Below are 18,958 nucleotides of genomic sequence, written 5' to 3' on the forward strand. Positions count from 1 at the left end.
ACTTATGGAAACCGTAAACAAAAAAATTCTTCTCGTAGAAGATGACCCTAATTTTGGGACTGTATTAAAAGATTATCTAATGATGAACGACTTTGACGTAGTGCACGCAAAGAACGGAATGGAAGGTTTTGAAAAATTTAAAAAAGACAACTATGATCTTTGTATCCTAGATGTGATGATGCCTTATAAAGACGGATTTACCCTAGCCAAAGAAATTAGAGAAAAAAATGAAGAAGTGCCTATCATTTTCTTAACGGCCAAAGCTATGAAAGAAGATGTTCTTAGAGGTTATAAAGTAGGAGCAGATGACTATTTGAACAAACCTTTTGATAGCGAGGTATTGCTCATGAAAATTAAGGCAATTATACAGCGTAAAGGAGCAGATAGTCTTGCAGATTCTAAAGAATTTGAATTTAAGATAGGGAACTTCCACCTGAATTCTAAATTAAGATTCTTAAGCTTAGGAGATACAGAACCTATTAAATTATCACCTAAAGAAAATGAACTGTTGCGTTTACTAGCCTTACACTTGAATGATTTAATGCCGCGTGAACTAGCATTAACTAAGATATGGAGAGATGATAATTACTTCACATCACGTAGTATGGATGTTTACATAGCAAAGTTGCGTAAATACTTAAAGGCTGATGAGAATGTAGAAATCGTTAACATACACGGAGAAGGTTTCCGTTTATTAGTAAAGGATGAGGTAGATTACTAAATCTTAATTACCATCCATAAGTTTTTCCTGAACTCGCTGCACGATATCAGTGTGGCGAGTTTTATAAGGAAACCATAATACCGTATCATCTTTTCGGTACCATGTCATCTGTCTTTTGGCAAAGCGGCGAGAATTTCTTTTGATTAATCTAATCGCTTCATTAAGGTCGTATTCCTTTCTAAAGTAAGGCATTAACTCTTGATAGCCTACCGTTTTAAGACTCACTAAATCATGAAATGGTAATAAGGCTTGCGCCTCTTCTATCAGGCCTCTTTTTATCATAAGATCCACCCTTTTATTGATGCGTTCATAGAGTTCTTCTCTAGGAGCTTCTAAACCTATTTTTATTAATTTGAAATTTCGCTTTTTCTTAGAGCCTGACCGCAGTTCAGTAAAGGTTTTACCTGTAGCTCTACATATAGCGATAGCTCTCATGAGCCTGCGTGGATTATGTAAATCTACCTTTTTGTAATACAGAGGATCTAATTTTTCTAATTCTTCTTGAAGTGCTTTGATGCCTTTTTCTTCAAATAACTGCTCGACATTTTCGTTAATTTCTTTTGGAACTTCTGGTAAGTCATCTAACCCATGAGTCACTGCTTTTTCATATAAAGCACTGCCACCTACCATGACTACTATATCCTGTTTATTAAATAATTGATCTAATAAAGACATGGCGTCTCTTTCAAATTCTCCTACTGAATAAGAATCGTGAATACTTAAATTTTGAATAAAATGGTGTGGAGCTGCATCTAGTTCTTCTGTTTCAGGAACTGCCGTGCCTATAGTCATTTCTTTAAAAAACTGTCTCGAGTCACATGATAATATTTCTGTTTGATACGCTTTCGCGAAAGCGATACTCAACGCAGTTTTTCCTATAGCAGTAGGCCCTACGATTACTATGAGTGTTTTGCTAGTCATCTAAAGAATAGCCACAATTGTGACAAAATTGAGCAGCGTCCTGATGCTTGTCTGATAAACAGTTCTGGCAAACTTGCGTGTTTACATGTCTATAATTAAGGTCTCCTGCTGGAGTGGTATCTTTCTCCTTGAGGTCTTGGGCATACTCTGCACTTACTATTCCAGTAGGAACTGCTATTATTCCATATCCCATAATCATAATTATGGTCGCTATGAACTGACCTAATGGTGTTTCAGGAGCAATGTCACCAAAACCTACCGTAGTTAAAGTTACAATGCACCAGTAAATAGATTTAGGAATGCTGTCAAATCCATGTTCTTCACCTTCTATAAGGTACATTAAGGTGCCAAAGATGATAGAAAGGACAATTACGGCAAATAGAAAAACAGCAATTTTAGGTCCGCTGGCTTTAATAGCTTTACTTAATTTATCTGCCGCACCGATGTATCTAGTTACTTTAAAAATTCTAAAAATTCTTAAAAGTCTGAGTGAGCGCACTGCTAGTAAGGCATTAACACCACCAAAGAAAAATGTTAGATATAACGGTATAGTAGAAAGTAAATCTATAATTCCATAAAAACTGAAAATATACTTAGTAGGTTTATTAATAGAAATAATCCTAAGGAAATACTCTATAGTAAAGAAGATAGTGATGACCCATTCTGCAATTATAAATTCAGCAGCATATTCTTTTCCTAGGCTAGGTACACTCTCTAGCATTACCAGAATCAAACTTACTATGATGATAACTAGTAAAACTAAATCAAATAATTTCCCAGCAGGTGTGTCTGCTTCATAAATAACTTCATGAATTTTACGTTTCCATGCAGGTGCTGTTTTAATGGGTTCCATTAAAAGTTCTTAGGATATTTAGTAGGATCAGCCTCATTCATAATCTCATAAACTTTATCAAAGATATCATCTATACTAGGTTTAGAGAAGTAATCTCCATCTGTACTATATGCTGGCCTGTGTGCTTTTGCAGCTAGTGCTTGCGGTTTACTGTCTAGAAATCTCCAGGCGTCTTGTTCATCTACGATTTGTTGTAAAATAAATGCGCTAGCTCCACCAGGTACATCTTCATCTACCACGAGTAAACGATTTGTTTTTGCTACACTATCCTTAATCTCTTGAGTTAAGTCAAATGGTAATAAAGATTGAATATCTATAATCTCTATATCTATTCCAGCGCGTTCTAGTTCTACAGCTGCTTCTTCTATAAGTCTTAAGGTAGAGCCATAAGATACAACCGTAATGTCTTTACCTTCTTTAAGGACATCTACTTTACCTACCGGAGTTTTGAACTCACCTAGATTTTCCGGAAGTTTTTCTTTTAGTCTGTAGCCATTTAAACATTCTACTATGAGTGCTGGCTCATCACTTTCTAACATGGTATTATAGAAACCGGCAGCTTGTGTCATATTACGTGGTACGAGTACGTGAACTCCACGGACCATGTTTATAATACCACCCATAGGAGAACCACTATGCCATATTCCTTCTAGTCTGTGACCTCGTGTTCTTATAATCACAGGAGCTTTTTGTTTACCAGCAGTTCTATATTGAACCGTAGCAAGGTCATCACTCATTATTTGTAAACAGTAGAGAAGGTAATCCAGGTACTGAATCTCAGCAATAGGTCTGAGTCCACGCAGGGCTAGTCCTATTCCTTGTCCTAAAATGGTAGCTTCACGTATTCCTGTGTCAGACACGCGCAGTTCACCATACTTCTCTTGCATTCCTTCTAGGCCTTGATTCACATCACCTATTTCTCCTGCATCTTCACCAAAAACCATGGTCTCTGGTCGTGCAGCAAATATGGCGTCAAAGTTATCTCTCATAACCAGTCGAGCATCTACTTCTTCTGAGCTGTCGTTATATACAGGAGCAATAGCTTTAATGTTCACGGCAGCTTTATCTGAGCTGCTGTGAAGGTGGCTGCTGTATTTATCTTGCACTTCTTTGCGATAGCCATCGAGCCACTCGTTTAATGATGTGATCGCGCTATTACTTTCTTTTAAAGTGTACCTTAATGTTTTGCGTACCGTTTCTAAAATTTCTTTTCTAATAGGTTCCTTAGTAGATCTTAAGTTATCGATAAGCGGTTTAATAAACACACCATCATTAGATTGTGCGGCAACAGCATCGAGCAGTGGTAAAACGGCATCACGTTCTTGAACTATAGGATTTATAAAAGCAGACCACGCTGCTTTTTTACCATCACGTACCTCTTTTTTAATTTCTTTTTCAAGCTCAGATAACTCTTCATCAGTTGCAAAATTATTATCTATCAACCACTTGCGGAACTGTACATTACAATCATAATTGCGTTCCCATTCTAGGCGATCTTCACTTTTATAACGTTCATGAGAACCACTTGTACTATGCCCTTGTGGCTGCGTGAGTTCTTGAACATGAATCATTACTGGGACATGTTCTTCACGAGCTAGTTGGCTTGCTTTTTCATAAGTCTCTACAAGTGTTACATAATCCCATCCCTTTACAGTCATGATTTCATAACCAGCATCTTGATCATCTCGCTGGAAACCAGCTTGTATTTTTGATATATTTTCTTTGGTAGTTTGATGTCTAGCGTGAACTGAAATACCATAATCATCATCCCATACACTTATGACCATGGGTACTTGAAGAACTCCAGCGGCATTAAAAGTTTCCCAGAAATGTCCTTCACTGGTACTAGCATTTCCTATGGTTCCCCATGCAACTTCATTTCCTTTATTAGAGAATCCATTATCAACTGGAATAAGGTCATTGTGTCTATAGATTTTAGAAGCCTGTGCTAGTCCTAATAAACGAGGCATTTGACCAGCTGTAGGAGAGATGTCTGCGCTTGAATTTTTCTGGTCTATGAGTCTTTTCCAGCTACCATCTTCATTTAAACTGTGCGTGGCAAAGTGTCCACCCATCTGGCGGCCAGCACTCATAGGTTCTTGTTTAATATCTGTATTTGCATATAATCCTGCAAAAAACTGTTCTACAGATAATTCACCTATCGCCATCATAAAAGTTTGATCGCGATAATATCCACTACGGAAATCTCCGTTTTCAAATGCTCTAGCCCATGCCAGCTGTGGCACTTCTTTACCATCACCAAAAATTCCAAACTTAGCCTTTCCAGTAAGTACTTCTCGACGTCCTAAAAGGCTACATTCACGGCTGGTTACAGCGATGCGATAATCCTTTAAAACCTCTGCTTTAAAGTCTGGTTGAGCGAGTTGTTGATCTTGAATTCCTTCTGTTTGCATAGCACTTTTTCTATAATTGCAAAGGTAGGGATTAAGCCTTCTAATTGCAATAGGCGAAATCCTTGTAGTAGACTAGGGCTTTAACCTGATTCATAAAACGTATAGAGGTATAATATTACTTTGGATTTATCATATCTTAAAAAAATCGTGGAGTTCAACTCGTATTTACAACAGTAAATTAACCATTTTAATAATGTAGCCATCTATCTTTGTATGATATGTCTCAACAAATTACAACACTTACCTTTTTTAAGTATCCTAGCTTTAAAAATAAGCTATGGGCTTTTGGGATGATGCAATTTGCTCATGGCCCATTAAAAAAAGTAAAAGGGTTACAGTTTTATAAATTGCTAGGTTCAGGTAAGGAAAATTTCAATCCTAAACCCGACTGGAGTGTTTATGGATTGCTCCAAGTCTGGGATCATGAAGAGCTAGCAAAAGACTTTTTTACAAACTCAAAAATCTATAAACGTTATGAGAACCATAGTGAGCAGCAGCTTACCTTTTACATGAAAAGTATTAAAGCTCATGGACAGTGGTCTAAAAAGAATCCATTTGAAACTAGCGATACACTAGATTCTAATAATGCTTATGTATCTGTAATTACTAGAGCGACTATTAAACTGCACATGCTCAAGAAATTTTGGGATTATGTACCTACTTCCCAATTAGATTTAGTTGATAACCCTAACTTGTTATTTACCGCTGGAGTAGGAGAGCGGCCATTCACACAAATGGCTACATTTAGCCTTTGGGACGACGCTAGAGCGCTTAAAAAGTTTGCTTATCGTAGTGAGCACCATAGGCATGCGGTGCAGCAAACCCAAGCGCTACAATGGTATAAAGAAGAATTATTTACTAGGTTTCAACCTTATAAGATAACTGGCTCCTGGGAGAATTTTAAAATACCTGAAGACTTAAAATAGCTTTTTAAAAAATGATTTTATAAAAGCATAAGAGGTCATAGGGAACATAATTCCTAACTCTTGTTTGAATACGGTTTCTTCGTCTAGAAAGCTGAATATATTTTTAATACTGTTTTTCTTGTAAAGAATATGAAAAACGTTAGCACCACGAGCATTATCACTATGCAGTACATCCAGCATGATGTCATCATAAAATCTAAATCTCTTTGAGTTCATTTTATGATGTAATGGCTTCTTATGTAAGATATTGTGGACCAGTTGTGCGGCTTTTTTTTCACTCATTTTAAAACTATAGCCTGTAGAAGGTTTTACCCAGCCACCAGCAGTTCCTATTTTATAAACACGAGCCTTGTTATGTTGTTCAAATCTGTAAGAGGACATGGGAATAATGCCTTGCTCTGTTTTAGTAATCTCGTAATGTTCTACTTGAAGTTTTTCTTTAATGTATGTTTTTAAAAACTCATCATAAACTTCATTTGCTACGATATCTTTGGAAAAATAAGTAAACTCAACAAGTGCCTCATTAGTAGAATAAGGTAACACATAAGTAAAGCTAGTGGTTCCAGTATCTTGAAGGTTATAATCCATCATGGTGAAAACTTCTGGATTAAAAACCTTACTTTCTGTTTTAATCACCCAACCTTTAAAATGCTGTTGCAAAGTAACGGCAGCACTATCTTTAAAAAACGATGGGTCTATACGGCTATCTAGGACTAGATTTGCGGTTAATGTTCCTGTAGTATAATCTACATGAACACATTTTGAAGCGCCTTTTTCTTTATCACTTTCAACATGGTGGACTTGCTCTTCAATCAATGTGAAATTAGAAGCTTTTTTTAATTCCGCTTTCGCGAAAGCGATAAAATCACGACTCTCTAGGGTCTTATATAGATAAGAGTCTAGATCCAGTTCAATCGTTTCATGGGGCATTTTAAAAAGACCTTTATTCCAACTTTGGGCGATGAGGTGATCCCATTTGCCAGGTCCTTTTTCCCAGTAGGACCATGTTTTCTCTAGGGATTGAGCCTTAAAATCATCGATAATAACGATGCTTAGTTCTGTCTTTTGGGCAATGAGTTCTTGCACAACGTGACTGCCAGCACAGCCCATTCCTATAATCGCTATATCGTAATGATGATCCATAAGGCAATCGCAAAAATGAGTTGAACAACATATAAATGAAGTGATATTTTTAGATCACCTTTAAGTTTAAATCGCAGTAAAATCGCGTGCAGCACCATTGCGATGAGGAACCAGCACAGGTAATTGAACCAGCCTGCGCCACCGGTAAAATGCCAAAATCCTGCAATATCACAAATTTGTTCTAGGAAAAAATCTAATGCGACCATCAGCGATGCGCCAGCGATAGGGATGAACCATTTGTTAGAGATGTATTTTCTACTTAATTCATGCGTGATGAAAGTAAGTAGTGCCCAGTTGCTACCTATAAGATATGGAATACCGTCTAATTTCCATCCCATATTCACGCCGTAGTGATAATCGCCAAAAAGTGTTCCCGTATGAACGCCTATCCATTCTACAGCCATTCCAGTGCTAAAACAAAGGAGAAATAGCCCGATCTTTTTCACACTGTTTACAGGAAAAAACCAAATGGTTAGTACTGCGAGATAGATTAGGGTGAAAGGAGATTTTGGGAAGAAAAAATCTGCATTTCCTATCGCGATACCTATTAAGGCGCTCACGTGAATGACCCATAACATGATTATCGCTACTGTTTTATTCATGCTTGTGGAATTAAATCTGCCGTGATTTGTGCGCTCAATAAACATAAGGGAATCCCACCACCAGGATGAACAGATCCACCTACGTGGTACAAATTCTTAAGTCTTTTATTAAAATTAGGATGTCTTAAAAAGGCTGCAAATTTATCATTACTTGCAGCTCCATAAAGCGCTCCACGATAGCTGCTGGTGTTTTTTTCAATACCTCTAGGGTCTAGAACGTACTCTGTTGCGATGTGTTTAGAAATATCTGTTTTAAGGCATTTATTAATTTTGAGAATTATATTTTCTCGTGCATTTTTAAGCAGTTCTTCCCAGTTCTGGTCATAATTTCCCGGAGCATTAATCATTACAAACCAGTTCTCACAGCCTTGAGGTGCATCTGTTTTGGTTTCTTTACTGGTAATGTTAATGTAAACTGTAGGATCATTTGATAAGGATTTTTTCTCAAAAATATGCTCAAACTCACTAGGGTAATCCTCGCTAAACAGTATGTTGTGCAAATCCAGTTCTGGAAACTCTCTATTTATACCCCAATAGAAAATTAAAGCGCTACTGCTACGTTCCTGCTCGAGTGTTTTTTTAGGTTCATGGATACCTTTGATCAACTTTTTGTAAGTAGGATAAATATCCATATTAGAAACTACAAGATCTGATGGGAAAATTCCATTTTCAGTAGTTACACCAGTTGCTTTTTTATGGTCATGGTTGATTTGTGTTACGCTTTCGCGAAAGCGGAATTCCACACCTACTTTTTGTGCTAATTCAAAGAGCGATTGTGAGATGCGGTGCATGCCACCATGTGGATAAAACGTACCGATTCCCATTTCCAGATGCGGTATCATGGACATAATTCCAGGAGTTTTATATGGTGAAGAGCCGTTGTAGGTCGCGTAGCGGTTAAAAAGTTGGGTGAGTTTAGGGTTTGTAAAACTGCTGTTTTCCTGATGTAAGGTATTGTTTAATCCTAAAAACGGTGCGTTAAGGACTGCTTTAAAAGTATCTTTTGATAGATAAGTGCTCCATTTGTGGAGTGATTTTTCTAGAAAAAGTGATTTGGTCAGATCGTATTTAGACTTACTTTTTTTGAGGTAATTTATGAGTTTACTTCTAGGTTCTACAAATACATCTCCTGCATGATCTATAAAATCTGCTTGGTTAGTATAAGCATGAAAAACGGTGCCATCTTCCCAGAAATAATGACAGCCTATTTCTTTTTTTATATAGTCAAAGTTAATCTTGTGCTGTGGGAAAAGCTGGTGCAACTCATCTACTAGATGTGGTAAGGTAAATAGGGAAGGACCTAAATCAAAACGGTAGCCTTCTTGTTCTATAGCGTGCAGCTTACCGCCTGCATAATCGTTTTGTTCAAAAACAGTAACAGTATACCCTTTATGGGCTAGTCTTAATGCGGTCGCTAGGCCACCTAAACCAGAACCTATAACTATGGCTGTAGGCATTTATTTAAAATATTTGAAAGGTACGACCAGCATCCCGAAGTTCTCGCCGTCTTCTTTTCCTATGTGTTTGTGGTGCATTTTGTGAGCTCTGCGCACACCTCTTGCATAAACATTATCTGCTTTGCGCAACCACTTAAATCGCTGATGAATAAAGATATCATGCACTATAAAATAAGCGACACCATAAGCAAATATTCCTGCACTCATGGGAAGTGCCCACCATAGGTCTAACTCGCTATGAGCCACCTTAAGCCCTATACTTATAACGGCATAAAAGACAAAAAAGAAATCGTTTTTTTCAAACCAGCTGTCGTGCTTTTTATGGTGATGGTCTTCATGAAGATTCCATAAAAAACCGTGCATGACGTACTTATGCATCCACCATGCATTAAACTCCATAATACAAAAAGTAGCGAGAAAGATCAGTATCCAATAAAGTATTTCCATTTAAATCAAATTTAAACGATAGCTTACATATCCTTTTGCAAGTAAACCTATTTTTTCATAATTAGGTACTCTTATACGGGCATTTCTTATTTCTTTAGAAGGTGTGCGTTCTAGTCTGGTTAATAACCTGCGGTAATAAACGTAAGCGGTGTAAACACCTAGTTTAGCTTCTACGGGTAATCGCTGTATTCCTTTTAGTCCTGCGTCAAAATCTTCTTTTATCTCTTGAATAAGTCTTGCTTTATCTTCTTCAGAAAGGTCTTGTAAATCAGTATTAGGGAAGTAACTTCTTTCTAATACGTCCAGATCTGCTTTAAGGTCACGTAAAAAGTTAACTTTTTGAAAAGCGCTACCTAATCTCATAGCGTCTTCTTTGAGATCATCATATTTTGCTTGATCACCTTTTACAAATACTTTTAAAGACATGAGTCCTACAACATCTGCACTACCGTAGATGTAGTTTTTATATTCCTCATCAGTAAGATAAACAGACTTATCCAGGTCCAGTCTCATGCTGTGAATAAATGCTTCATACATGTCTGGAGTGATGTCGTACTTGTTTACGGTTTCTTGAAAAGAGTTTAAAATAGGGTTTAAACTGATTTTATCTTCAATAGCATTTTTAAGGTCTGCTTCAAAACGCTCTAGTAAGGTTCTCTTATCATAATCATGGAAGGAGTCTACGATCTCGTCTGCAAATCTTACAAACCCATAAATATTATGAATATCTTGTCTTATAGATGGTCCTAACATTTTACTTGCTAGAGAAAATGAAGTACTGTAATTATTTGTTACAGCTTTGCTGCACTGTCTGGAAACCTTGTCGAATAAGCTTTTCATAATTAGGAGTATTTTTTAATAAGATCTGCTACCAGTTTTCCAGAAATAAGAGAAGGAGGAACTCCAGGTCCTGGAACGGTAAGCTGACCAGTAAAATATAAATTTTTTACTTTTTTACTTTTTAAATTAGGTCGTAAAAAAGCGGTTTGTAATAGGGTGTTTGCCATACCATATGCATTCCCTTTATAGCTATTGTATTCTGACTTAAAGTCGTTTACACAAAAGGATTCTTTAAATAAAATATGGTTTGTAACGTTTTGGTCGGTACGTTTTTCAAATCTTTTCATGATAATGTCAAAGTACTTTTCCCTGAGCTCTGGAGTATCTTCAAGTCCTGGTGCTAGTGGTATTAAGAAAAATCCATTTTCACAACCTTCTGGAGCTGTGCTATCATCTGTTAATGAGGTGAAGTTTGCATAAAATAAAGGGTCTTCTGGCCACTTAGCATCTTCATAGATTTCATGAGCATGTTTTTCAAAATCTGTATCAAAAAACAGGTTGTGATGTTGTATGTTTTTAAGTTTTTTATCAAAGCCTACATAGAAGATTAACGAGCTAGGCGCAAAGGTTTTCTTTTTCCAGTACTCCTCAGAGTATTGTCTGTTTTTTTGAGGTAATAAGGTTTCAGAGTGATGATAATCTGCACCTGAGAGTACTGTTTTGTAATCCAGCTGCTTACCATTTACAACGATACCTGTGGTTTGATTTTTATCGTCAACTTGAATTTCAGAAACTGCTGCGTTAGTATTTATAGTAACTCCTAATTCTTTTGCGAGTTTTTCCATAGCTACAATTACTTCATACATACCACCTTTAGGATGCCATGTACCTAGACCAAAATCTGCATAGTTCATAAAATTATAGAAGCTAGGTGTATTTTGTGGAGTAGCACCTAAAAATAATACAGGGAATTCTAAAATCGAAACTAGTTTAGGGTTTGTGAATTTTTTACGCACATCTCTAGAAACGTTACTTAGAAAAGCGCCTACCTTTTTTGCGGTTTGTGGCGTTACTAATTCTAAAGGTGATTCACCTGGTCTGTAGACTAAGTTTTTAATAGCGATTTCATAGTTTTCTTCAGCTTTATCTATGAATTGCTGTAAGGGTTTAGAACTTCCAGGTTCAATTCTTTCAAAGGTATTTTTTATAGTTTCTAAATTATCACCTATCTCAATAGTTTCATCTTTAAAAACTACTGTGTAGGCAGGGCTTAATTTATCTAATTGATAATAGTCTGAAGGCTTTTTACCAAAATCTGCAAAAAATCGCTCAAAAATATCGGGCATCCAGTACCAAGAAGGTCCTATGTCAAAAGTAAAACCATCTTTTATGAGTCTTCTAGCCCTACCACCTACGGTATCATTTTTTTCATAAATGGTAACGTCATTTCCTGCTTGTGCAAGATAACATGCTGCGGAAAGCGAAGAAAAACCGGATCCTATTACTGCTATTTTTTTACTCATGCTTTTATTAAATCAGGAATTCTTTCAATAACTTCAGAGATACCTTTGAAGACTTTTTGATTATGTTTTAAATCTTTTTCTTTTATTTTTTGTGCGAGCTGCCCTAAAACCCATAGCTCTACATCATCTCCATTTGCTACTTTACGGTCAAATTGCTTTAAAAATGATGGTAATTGTTTTTCTGTAGGTTGTACCGTAATGTAGGTTATGTAGGTAGGCTTAGCTTCCTTGTTTTTGAAGAAAGGAAGTGATTCAAGCATCATGCTAGCTCCTAAGTAAATGGTGTTACAGCCTCTTTTTAATAATTCATAATTCAGGAAAAGTAATCCTAAATCATGCATTTCATTTTCTGGTAGGAATAAAATATAAACCTCTTCTTGATCATGTGGTCGTTGATACTGTAAGAGTTCTAAATTGATAAGTAGTTTTTGTTTAATCAAGTGACTTATAAAATGCTCGTGCGCTAAATTAATAGTTTTAGATTGCCACAGGTACCCTAATTCCTCAAGAAATGGTACAAAAAGATTGTAAAAAACACCTGAAAAGCCAAACTCGTCAAGAGAGCTTTTATACACTCTTTGGAACATTTGCTGGTCAAAATTAACCATAGCCAATTTTAATTCTTGGATAGCGTGATCGTTTTTATTGTTTCGTTGAGCATAGCTGCGTACTTGAGAATCGATTTCCTCTTTTGTTAAATCTGCTATTGCTGATATCTTTATACCTACATTACGCAAATAAGAAATATTTAGAATCTTTTGAAGAGATTCTAAGTCGTAGTTCCTTATGTTAGTGTCTGTACGATCTGGTGATAGTAGTCCATATCTCTTTTCCCATATTCTAATGGTGTGAGCTTTTATACCGCTAAGATTTTCAAGATCTTTAATGCTAAACTTACTTTTTATCAAAATATTTCTGTTTTATCTTTAGAGTGGTAAAGTTAAACAAAATTAGAAAGTGTTTGATGTTTCTGAGTTAAAGTTCTACATTTTGCCATTTATTTAACAGAAATAGTGCTCAGTAGAAAAAGTAATGGTTTTAGGTATAAAAAAAATCAGGCTTAATGCCTGATTTTGTACCCGAGATGGGACTTGAACCCACACGTGACTAGCACACACGGCCCTCAACCGTGCCTGTCTACCAATTCCAGCACTCGGGTATTAAAAAAGCCCTTAATAATTTAAGGACTTTTTTGAGAATTGTAATCTTGTGATCTGGCTGGGGCTCGAACCCAGGACCCTCTCCTTAAAAGGGAGATGCTCTGCCAACTGAGCTACCAGATCGGTATTGCTTAATTGCGGGTGCAAATATATAACCTAATTTTAAATCTCACCTTATTTATTGTTATAAATTTGAAATATTTAATAATTGCTTTTTACAAGTGTAAATTTAGTTCTAAATGTTAGTTTTTATAGGTTATATGGGGAGTGGTAAATCTGTTGTAGGACAGAGAGTTAGTGAGTTGTTAGGGCATCGGTTTATAGATTTGGATCATTTTATAGAGCAGGAAGAAAAAATGTCTATTCCAGAAATTTTTTCTAAAAAAGGGCCCATTTATTTCAGAAAAAGGGAAAATGAGTGTCTGAAATCTATCATAGAAGGAGACCAAAAAGTAGTTTTAAGTTTAGGCGGTGGGACACCTTGTTATTATAATAATATGGAATTGCTCTCTACGAAGTCTTTTATTCAATCTTATTATTTAGAAGCTTCTATTGATTCACTAGTAGAAAGGTTATGGGATAACAGAATGAATCGCCCACTTATTTCTGGTATTAAGAAAAGGGAAGATTTAGAGGAGTTTATCGCAAAACATTTATTTGAGAGAAGACCTTTTTATTTGAGTGCCACTAAAAAGATAAATGTAAATCATAAGACGGTAGAGCAAATTGCTCAAAACGCAATTAGTGGTCTATTTTAAAACAACACTGTATGGTTCTGCGTTTATATTAACTTCAATATGCTCTTGCATCGTGGTGGAAAGAGAGATTCCTTTAAAATCAGCCTTAACGGGATATTTTTTGTGATTCCTGTTAACTAGTACAGCAGTTTTAAAGCGGTCTAGAGGTACTTCTAGAAAATGTTTTACTCCATATATTAAGGTAGTACCACTATTTAAGACATCATCACATAACACTACTCCTTTATTTGTGTATTCCTCTGGTTTTAGGGATGTGGTTACACCTTTTAATGGGTTTGATTTATCCATCTCTACTTTGCATAGAATTATTTTACTACTCACTATTTTAGATAAAGAAGTTTTAAGCTTTTTTGCAAATACATAACCACCTTCACTAATTCCTGCCAGTACGATTTGATCATGATTAAAATAAACCTCAGCGATTTGATAGGAGATGCGTTTTATTTTATTTTTTACTTGATCGTGGTTAAGGATTTTAGTTTCCATTATTTCTTCTTTATGAGTTTAATAAAAAGTTCTTTTTTTGGCCTACTAGTAACTGAGTTATAACAGGTCTCCATAATAAGGATTTCAAAATAGGGTTTAAAGAGTTCTTTATATTCTTCTTTACTTCCGCTAAACGGAGGTCCTTCTTGATGCTGTTCAAAATTAAACATAACTCCCGCTATTACACCATTTTCATTTAATAAACTGTAGGCCTGTTTCACGTAGCTTTCGCGAAAGCGTGGTTCTACTGCACAAAAAAAAGTTTGTTCTATAATAAGGTCATAGCTGCCTGAATGCTGAAAAAAGTCTTGCTGAATAAAAGAATGTTCTGGTAGATCTGGAATATTATTTTTTGCGTTATTTAATGGGTTTGAAGCAATGTCTAATATGTGCAAATCTTTAAATCCTTGTTGATAAAGGTATAAGGCCTCATGAGCATTACCAGCTCCTGGAATAAGGATTTTTATTTTTTTATCCTTGATGTGGTCTACATATTCCTTAATAGGAGTTGAAATAATACCTAGATCCCAGCCTGTTTGGTGGTTTTTATATCGGTTTTGCCAGTATTCTTGATTTAGACTCTTCATTCTTCTTCATCTTGTTGCCTTAAAAGGTCACTTAAATCACGGCGGTCTTTTTTAGTAGGTCTTCCTTCTCCTTTACGTCTGTAATAATCTTGGTTGAGTTCAATCATTTTTCTGGCTTCAAAATTCTCTTTGGGAGTTCTATCTACTCTATAAAGATCTACTAATTTATTGCCTACTCTGCTGGGTGGTAGATCAATTACTTCAATAACGTAGTCTATCTGGTCTTTACGCAGTTTAATAATGTCTCCAGGATAAACATCTCTTGCTGGTTTAACGATAGCGTCATTTACTCTAATGCGGCCTTTTTTTGAAGCGTCAGTAGCTTTACTTCTCGTTTTAAAGTATCGCGTTGCCCATAAATATTTATCTACTCGCATAACAGAAGCTTTAATTAAGCGTTAATCTCAACAAAAGTACTAGAAAATACTATCTTTGAACGATTAAAAAAATGTAGATGAAAAAGTTAAATTATTTATTAATACTTACAGCCATTATTTCTGTTGTTGTAGCTTGTGGACCCGATGATGATACAACTAGGATTTCTGAAAGAGACCGTTCTGAAGTTGATGCAGAAGATCAAATTAAATTACAGGAGTACCTAAACTCTCATTTTTGGAATTATGAGGAGTATGCCACTCATCCAGCTGGAGCAGATTTTGAAATTAAATTAGATTCTCTAGTAGGTGTAAATGCAAATAAGACTCCACTTTCCCAGCAAGTGACTAGTTCAATTCTTACTCGTGAAGGAATAGACTATACCATATATACCTTAAATGTAAGACAAGGTGGTGGCGCAACATCTCCTACATTTGCAGACAGTGCGCTAGTGAGTTATAAAGGTTATAGGCTAGATAAAGAATTAGTTAGTGAAGATCCTGATGTGTATGATCAGGTAGTTTTTGATGCATCTGTAAATGCTGTATGGTTTGATTTACCTAGTGTAGTAAGTGGATTTATGGAAGGTGTTTCACAATTTAATGGAGCCGCATCTATAACACCACAAGCTGATGGAACTCTGTCTTATAATGACAGTGGAGTAGGAGCTGTTTTCATGCCATCAGGAGTAGGGTATTTTTCAAGTGCTCGATCTAATATTCCTTCATATTCACCCTTAATATTTACTTTTCAATTACGTGCTGCTAAGACTACTGACCATGATGGTGATGGTGTTTTTTCAAAGTTTGAAGATTTAAATGGTGATCGTAATCTTAGATCACTAGATAATGCTGATAATACTGACGAAGATTTAGTAGGTCGTTTTGATTATTTAGATGCTGACGATGATAATGATGGTGTGCTTACTAAAGATGAAGATCCTGATCCTAATGGCGATGGTGATCCTAGTGACGCTAGAGATACAGATGGTGACACTATTCCAGACTATCTCGATGCTGACACAGCGATTGTGCCTACGACTTAAGGACTCAATATCGATGACTCATAAAACCTCAATTTAATTGAGGTTTTTTTATACCCTTAATTTTGTGAATATCACAAAATATTTTTTCATAAATTATTATTGTCGCTATATTTTATGTGAAATACACAATATCATTGTCTTGAATTTAAAACTTAAGATTATGAAAACTATTGCTGTTTCTATTATTACATTATTTCTTTCACTTTGTTGCTTAGCACAGACTGAATCAAGAACTACATCAGGTGATGTAACGCTTAACCAGAATATCCCTTATATTAAAATAGGTGCAGGGTACTGGATGCCTACAGGGAATCTTTCTAAATTTTTAAATAACTCTCCATTCTTTGATCTATCTATTGTAATCCCAGATGAGTCCTACAGTAGGAGTTTTGAGTTAGGAATTCAGTTAGTGGTTCCACAACAAGAGAATTACTTTTTGTTAAGAGAAGATAATTCAGATTTTGAGATTGAGGCTACAACGGTACTTAATGCTTTTGTAAAACTTAATAAGTACATTTGGGAAAAGGATCGTAATCGATTAGAGCTTCATTTTGGACTAGGAATATCTTCCATTTTTTTAGATCCGGTCACAAGTGCTGGAGATGAGGTTCTCGATTATGATAATATCAACTCATTTTTAGTTGCACCTGGAATATCTTATACTTTTAGCTTTAGAGATAAATCCATTGTTCAACTATCACTAGATACTCATTATACACCGTTTAAAATGGAGCGTGGAACCACCAAAGATTTGAATACTTTTTCTCTGTTACCTAAACTTTCTTATCGTTTCTAATAGCTTTATGAAAGTATTAACCATGCATCTCAACAACTAATGGGTAAAGCAAGCAAAAAAAAATCCTTAGAGTTCATAGCTCTAAGGATTTTTAATTTTATGAAGTAGCAGGCTATTTTCTAGCCATTACTTTTTCAGCTTTTAAGGCGATGTTCTCAGCATTTAAACCATACTTTTCTAATAACTGAGCAGGTGTACCACTTTCTCCAAAGGTGTCTTGTGTTGCTACAAACTCTTGTGCTGTAGGGTGGTGCATAGCAAGTGTACGTGCTACACTTTCTCCTAATCCACCTAAAAAGTTATGCTCTTCGGCAGTCACCACACAACCCGTTTTCTTTGCGCTTGCTATAATAGCAGCCTCGTCCAGTGGTTTAATGGTGTGTATATTAATAATTTCTGCACTGATTCCTTTTTCATTTAATACTTTGGCAGCTTCTAGAGCTTCCCATACTAAATGTCCTGTTGCAATAATGGTTACGTCTGTACCTTCTTGAAGAGTAACGGCTTTTCCTATTTCAAAAACTCCATTTTCTGGAGTGAAGTTAGCTACTTTAGGACGACCAAATCTCAAATAAACCGGTCCATGATGTGCTGCTATAGCCAGTGTTGCGGCTTTAGTCTGATTGTAATCACAGGTGTTGATCACTGTCATTCCTGGGAGCATTTTCATCAATCCTATATCTTCTAGAATTTGATGCGTAGCACCATCTTCACCTAGGGTTAAACCTGAGTGCGATGCACATATTTTTACATTCTTATCTGTATAGGCAATACTTTGTCTAATTTGATCATAAACACGACCTGTGGAGAAATTTGCAAAGGTTCCCGTAAAAGGAATTTTACCACCTATGGTCATACCAGCAGCTATTCCCATCATATTAGCCTCAGCTATACCTACTTGAAAAAAGCGCTCTGGATGATTTGCTGCAAAGGCATTCATTTTAAGAGAACCGGTTAAGTCTGCACAAAGAGCTACTACATTTTCATTAGTTTTTCCTAGCTCTGTGAGTCCGTCACCAAAACCTGATCTTGTATCTTTATTTCCTGTGTTTTCGTAAATTTTCATATACTCATACTGTTTGCACAGCGTGTTTTAATTAATAATCACCTAAAGTTTCTGGGTTCTGGCTCAAGGCCTCAGCAAGTTGCTCGTCATTAGGTGCGATACCATGCCATGCATGAGAGCCCATCATAAAGTCTACACCATTCCCCATTTCAGTGTGAAGAAGGATGCAAACGGGCTTTCCTTTTCCTGAACGTTCTTTTGCTTCATGAAGGCCATTTAAAATAGCGTCCACATCATTTCCTTTATTTACGGTTATGACATCCCAGCCAAAAGCTTCAAACTTATTACGCAAGTCACCTAGCGCTAGAACTTGCTCAGTACTACCATCTATTTGCTGGCCGTTTACATCTATAGTAGAAATTAAATTATCTACCTTATTTGCGGCAGCATACATAGCAGCTTCCCAGATCTGTCCTTCTTGTAGTTCTCCATCACCATGCAGTGTGTAAACCATTTTAGAATCGCCGTTTAACTTTTTAACCTGAGCAGTTCCTATGGCTACGCTCATTCCTTGACCTAAAGAACCGCTCGCTATACGTACTCCAGGTAAGCCTTCGTGAGTAGTCGGGTGCCCTTGTAGCCTAGTGTTTAATTTTCTAAAAGTACTTAACTCAGCTACTGGAAAATATCCAGCACGAGCGAGCACGCTGTAGAAAACTGGTGATATGTGACCATTAGAAAGGAAAAATAAATCTTCATTTTTTCCGTCCATATCGAACTTAGGATCGTGATCCATCACTTCGTTATATAGAGTCACTAGAAATTCTGTGCAACCTAGAGATCCTCCAGGATGTCCACTACTTACCGCATGTACTTGTCTCACGATGTCGCGACGTACTTGAGATACTAAATCTTTTAAGTGCTGTGTATCAGCCATTTTAAGTATTTTTGATGATGT

The 18,958-nt window shown here is 36.2% G+C and carries 20 protein-coding genes and 2 tRNA genes; 5 read left to right on the forward strand and 17 right to left on the reverse strand.

Annotation, left to right across the window (positions count from 1 at the left end; genetic code table 11):
* Positions 1-4: 4 nt before the first annotated feature.
* Positions 5-721, forward strand: a complete 717-nt coding sequence (locus ACTF48_RS01190) for a response regulator transcription factor (protein WP_438961307.1) — start codon at positions 5-7, stop codon at positions 719-721.
* Between the two features lie 3 nt (positions 722-724).
* On the opposite strand, the gene miaA is transcribed toward ACTF48_RS01190, so the two are convergent.
* Genes miaA through ACTF48_RS01205 form a run of 3 tightly spaced genes read right to left on the reverse strand, consistent with a single transcriptional unit; the run spans position 725 to position 4,909 of the window.
* On the reverse strand, positions 725-1,642 hold the full coding sequence (miaA, locus tag ACTF48_RS01195) for a tRNA (adenosine(37)-N6)-dimethylallyltransferase MiaA (protein ID WP_438961308.1): 918 nt from the start codon (positions 1,640-1,642) through the stop codon (positions 725-727).
* Positions 1,635-2,495, reverse strand: a complete 861-nt coding sequence (locus ACTF48_RS01200) for an ion transporter (RefSeq protein WP_438961309.1) — start codon at positions 2,493-2,495, stop codon at positions 1,635-1,637. The genes miaA and ACTF48_RS01200 overlap by 8 nt, the downstream gene beginning before the upstream one ends.
* Positions 2,495-4,909 carry an alpha-ketoacid dehydrogenase subunit alpha/beta gene (locus ACTF48_RS01205; protein ID WP_438961310.1) on the reverse strand — a complete coding sequence of 805 codons (2,415 nt, stop codon included), beginning with the start codon at positions 4,907-4,909 and terminating at the stop codon, positions 2,495-2,497. Before ACTF48_RS01205 ends, ACTF48_RS01200 begins: the two co-directional genes overlap by 1 nt.
* 218 nt (positions 4,910-5,127) lie before the next feature.
* Here ACTF48_RS01205 and ACTF48_RS01210 point away from each other — a divergent pair, with 218 nt between their 5' ends.
* Positions 5,128-5,835, forward strand: a complete 708-nt coding sequence (locus ACTF48_RS01210; protein WP_438961311.1) for a DUF3291 domain-containing protein — start codon at positions 5,128-5,130, stop codon at positions 5,833-5,835.
* Here ACTF48_RS01210 and ACTF48_RS01215 read toward each other — a convergent pair.
* The 9 genes from ACTF48_RS01215 to ACTF48_RS01255 form a co-directional block, all read right to left on the reverse strand.
* Positions 5,827-6,978, reverse strand: a complete 1,152-nt coding sequence (locus ACTF48_RS01215) for a lycopene cyclase family protein (RefSeq protein WP_438961312.1) — start codon at positions 6,976-6,978, stop codon at positions 5,827-5,829. The genes ACTF48_RS01210 and ACTF48_RS01215 overlap by 9 nt on opposite strands.
* Positions 6,957-7,580 (reverse strand): carotenoid biosynthesis protein, encoded by a 624-nt coding sequence (locus ACTF48_RS01220; RefSeq protein ID WP_438961313.1) that lies wholly within the window; start codon positions 7,578-7,580, stop codon positions 6,957-6,959. Before ACTF48_RS01220 ends, ACTF48_RS01215 begins: the two co-directional genes overlap by 22 nt.
* On the reverse strand, positions 7,577-9,037 hold the full coding sequence (gene crtD / locus ACTF48_RS01225; RefSeq protein ID WP_438961314.1) for a 1-hydroxycarotenoid 3,4-desaturase CrtD: 1,461 nt from the start codon (positions 9,035-9,037) through the stop codon (positions 7,577-7,579). The genes ACTF48_RS01220 and crtD overlap by 4 nt, the downstream gene beginning before the upstream one ends.
* The gene (locus ACTF48_RS01230) at positions 9,038-9,484 is read right to left on the reverse strand and encodes a beta-carotene hydroxylase (RefSeq protein WP_438961315.1); all 447 of its coding nucleotides are present in this window, start codon (positions 9,482-9,484) and stop codon (positions 9,038-9,040) included.
* Positions 9,485-10,324 (reverse strand): phytoene/squalene synthase family protein, encoded by an 840-nt coding sequence (locus tag ACTF48_RS01235; protein ID WP_438961316.1) that lies wholly within the window; start codon positions 10,322-10,324, stop codon positions 9,485-9,487.
* Positions 10,325-10,326: 2 nt separating this feature from the next.
* Entirely contained in the window at positions 10,327-11,787 is a 1,461-nt protein-coding gene (locus tag ACTF48_RS01240) for a phytoene desaturase family protein (protein ID WP_438961317.1), read from the reverse strand.
* Positions 11,784-12,695 (reverse strand): MerR family transcriptional regulator, encoded by a 912-nt coding sequence (locus ACTF48_RS01245; protein ID WP_438961318.1) that lies wholly within the window; start codon positions 12,693-12,695, stop codon positions 11,784-11,786. Before ACTF48_RS01245 ends, ACTF48_RS01240 begins: the two co-directional genes overlap by 4 nt.
* Positions 12,696-12,863: 168 nt before the next feature.
* Positions 12,864-12,946 (reverse strand) — tRNA-Leu (locus ACTF48_RS01250).
* 51 nt (positions 12,947-12,997) lie between these two features.
* A tRNA-Lys gene (locus ACTF48_RS01255) sits at positions 12,998-13,070 on the reverse strand.
* A 116-nt stretch (positions 13,071-13,186) separates the two neighbouring features.
* Here ACTF48_RS01255 and ACTF48_RS01260 point away from each other — a divergent pair.
* Complete coding sequence (locus ACTF48_RS01260; RefSeq protein ID WP_438961319.1) at positions 13,187-13,705, forward strand: shikimate kinase; 519 nt, start codon at positions 13,187-13,189, stop codon at positions 13,703-13,705.
* Here ACTF48_RS01260 and ACTF48_RS01265 read toward each other — a convergent pair.
* From ACTF48_RS01265 to ACTF48_RS01275, 3 genes are read right to left on the reverse strand one after another with little or no spacing between them, the layout of a single operon-like run.
* Positions 13,697-14,191, reverse strand: coding sequence for a phosphoribosyltransferase family protein (locus ACTF48_RS01265; protein ID WP_438961320.1), 495 nt, complete (start codon positions 14,189-14,191; stop codon positions 13,697-13,699). The two genes, ACTF48_RS01260 and ACTF48_RS01265, sit on opposite strands and share 9 nt — an antisense overlap.
* Positions 14,191-14,778 carry a methyltransferase domain-containing protein gene (locus ACTF48_RS01270; RefSeq protein WP_438961321.1) on the reverse strand — a complete coding sequence of 196 codons (588 nt, stop codon included), beginning with the start codon at positions 14,776-14,778 and terminating at the stop codon, positions 14,191-14,193. The genes ACTF48_RS01265 and ACTF48_RS01270 overlap by 1 nt, the downstream gene beginning before the upstream one ends.
* Complete coding sequence (locus tag ACTF48_RS01275) at positions 14,775-15,155, reverse strand: RNA-binding S4 domain-containing protein (RefSeq protein WP_438961322.1); 381 nt, start codon at positions 15,153-15,155, stop codon at positions 14,775-14,777. Before ACTF48_RS01275 ends, ACTF48_RS01270 begins: the two co-directional genes overlap by 4 nt.
* A 77-nt stretch (positions 15,156-15,232) precedes the next feature.
* On the opposite strand from ACTF48_RS01275, the gene ACTF48_RS01280 reads away from it, so the two are divergent.
* Positions 15,233-16,198: an FKBP-type peptidyl-prolyl cis-trans isomerase gene (locus ACTF48_RS01280; protein WP_438961323.1), complete on the forward strand. Its 966-nt coding sequence runs from the start codon at positions 15,233-15,235 to the stop codon at positions 16,196-16,198.
* Between the two features lie 160 nt (positions 16,199-16,358).
* Entirely contained in the window at positions 16,359-16,994 is a 636-nt protein-coding gene (locus ACTF48_RS01285) for a hypothetical protein (RefSeq protein WP_438961324.1), read from the forward strand.
* A 112-nt stretch (positions 16,995-17,106) separates the two neighbouring features.
* Here ACTF48_RS01285 and ACTF48_RS01290 read toward each other — a convergent pair whose 3' ends face one another.
* Positions 17,107-18,060 (reverse strand): transketolase family protein, encoded by a 954-nt coding sequence (locus tag ACTF48_RS01290; RefSeq protein ID WP_438961325.1) that lies wholly within the window; start codon positions 18,058-18,060, stop codon positions 17,107-17,109.
* Between the two features lie 31 nt (positions 18,061-18,091).
* Entirely contained in the window at positions 18,092-18,937 is an 846-nt protein-coding gene (locus tag ACTF48_RS01295) for a transketolase (RefSeq protein ID WP_438961326.1), read from the reverse strand.
* Positions 18,938-18,958 lie beyond the last annotated feature (21 nt).

This window comes from Nonlabens sp. (assembly GCF_965660805.1).
In the GTDB taxonomy this organism is placed as follows: domain Bacteria; phylum Bacteroidota; class Bacteroidia; order Flavobacteriales; family Flavobacteriaceae; genus Nonlabens.

Coding starts and splice junctions, on each gene's coding strand:
- ACTF48_RS01275 (WP_438961322.1), bottom strand. CDS start 15,155: ATGCGAGTAGATAAATATTTATGGGCAACGCGATACTTTAAAACGAGA.
- ACTF48_RS01235 (WP_438961316.1), bottom strand. CDS start 10,324: ATGAAAAGCTTATTCGACAAGGTTTCCAGACAGTGCAGCAAAGCTGTA.
- ACTF48_RS01205 (WP_438961310.1), bottom strand. CDS start 4,909: ATGCAAACAGAAGGAATTCAAGATCAACAACTCGCTCAACCAGACTTT.
- ACTF48_RS01280 (WP_438961323.1), top strand. CDS start 15,233: ATGAAAAAGTTAAATTATTTATTAATACTTACAGCCATTATTTCTGTT.
- ACTF48_RS01215 (WP_438961312.1), bottom strand. CDS start 6,978: ATGGATCATCATTACGATATAGCGATTATAGGAATGGGCTGTGCTGGC.
- ACTF48_RS01240 (WP_438961317.1), bottom strand. CDS start 11,787: ATGAGTAAAAAAATAGCAGTAATAGGATCCGGTTTTTCTTCGCTTTCC.
- ACTF48_RS01220 (WP_438961313.1), bottom strand. CDS start 7,580: ATGAATAAAACAGTAGCGATAATCATGTTATGGGTCATTCACGTGAGC.
- ACTF48_RS01265 (WP_438961320.1), bottom strand. CDS start 14,191: ATGGAAACTAAAATCCTTAACCACGATCAAGTAAAAAATAAAATAAAA.
- ACTF48_RS01210 (WP_438961311.1), top strand. CDS start 5,128: ATGTCTCAACAAATTACAACACTTACCTTTTTTAAGTATCCTAGCTTT.
- ACTF48_RS01285 (WP_438961324.1), top strand. CDS start 16,359: ATGAAAACTATTGCTGTTTCTATTATTACATTATTTCTTTCACTTTGT.
- miaA (WP_438961308.1), bottom strand. CDS start 1,642: ATGACTAGCAAAACACTCATAGTAATCGTAGGGCCTACTGCTATAGGA.
- ACTF48_RS01230 (WP_438961315.1), bottom strand. CDS start 9,484: ATGGAAATACTTTATTGGATACTGATCTTTCTCGCTACTTTTTGTATT.
- ACTF48_RS01200 (WP_438961309.1), bottom strand. CDS start 2,495: ATGGAACCCATTAAAACAGCACCTGCATGGAAACGTAAAATTCATGAA.
- ACTF48_RS01290 (WP_438961325.1), bottom strand. CDS start 18,060: ATGAAAATTTACGAAAACACAGGAAATAAAGATACAAGATCAGGTTTT.
- ACTF48_RS01260 (WP_438961319.1), top strand. CDS start 13,187: ATGTTAGTTTTTATAGGTTATATGGGGAGTGGTAAATCTGTTGTAGGA.
- crtD (WP_438961314.1), bottom strand. CDS start 9,037: ATGCCTACAGCCATAGTTATAGGTTCTGGTTTAGGTGGCCTAGCGACC.
- ACTF48_RS01190 (WP_438961307.1), top strand. CDS start 5: ATGGAAACCGTAAACAAAAAAATTCTTCTCGTAGAAGATGACCCTAAT.
- ACTF48_RS01295 (WP_438961326.1), bottom strand. CDS start 18,937: ATGGCTGATACACAGCACTTAAAAGATTTAGTATCTCAAGTACGTCGC.
- ACTF48_RS01270 (WP_438961321.1), bottom strand. CDS start 14,778: ATGAAGAGTCTAAATCAAGAATACTGGCAAAACCGATATAAAAACCAC.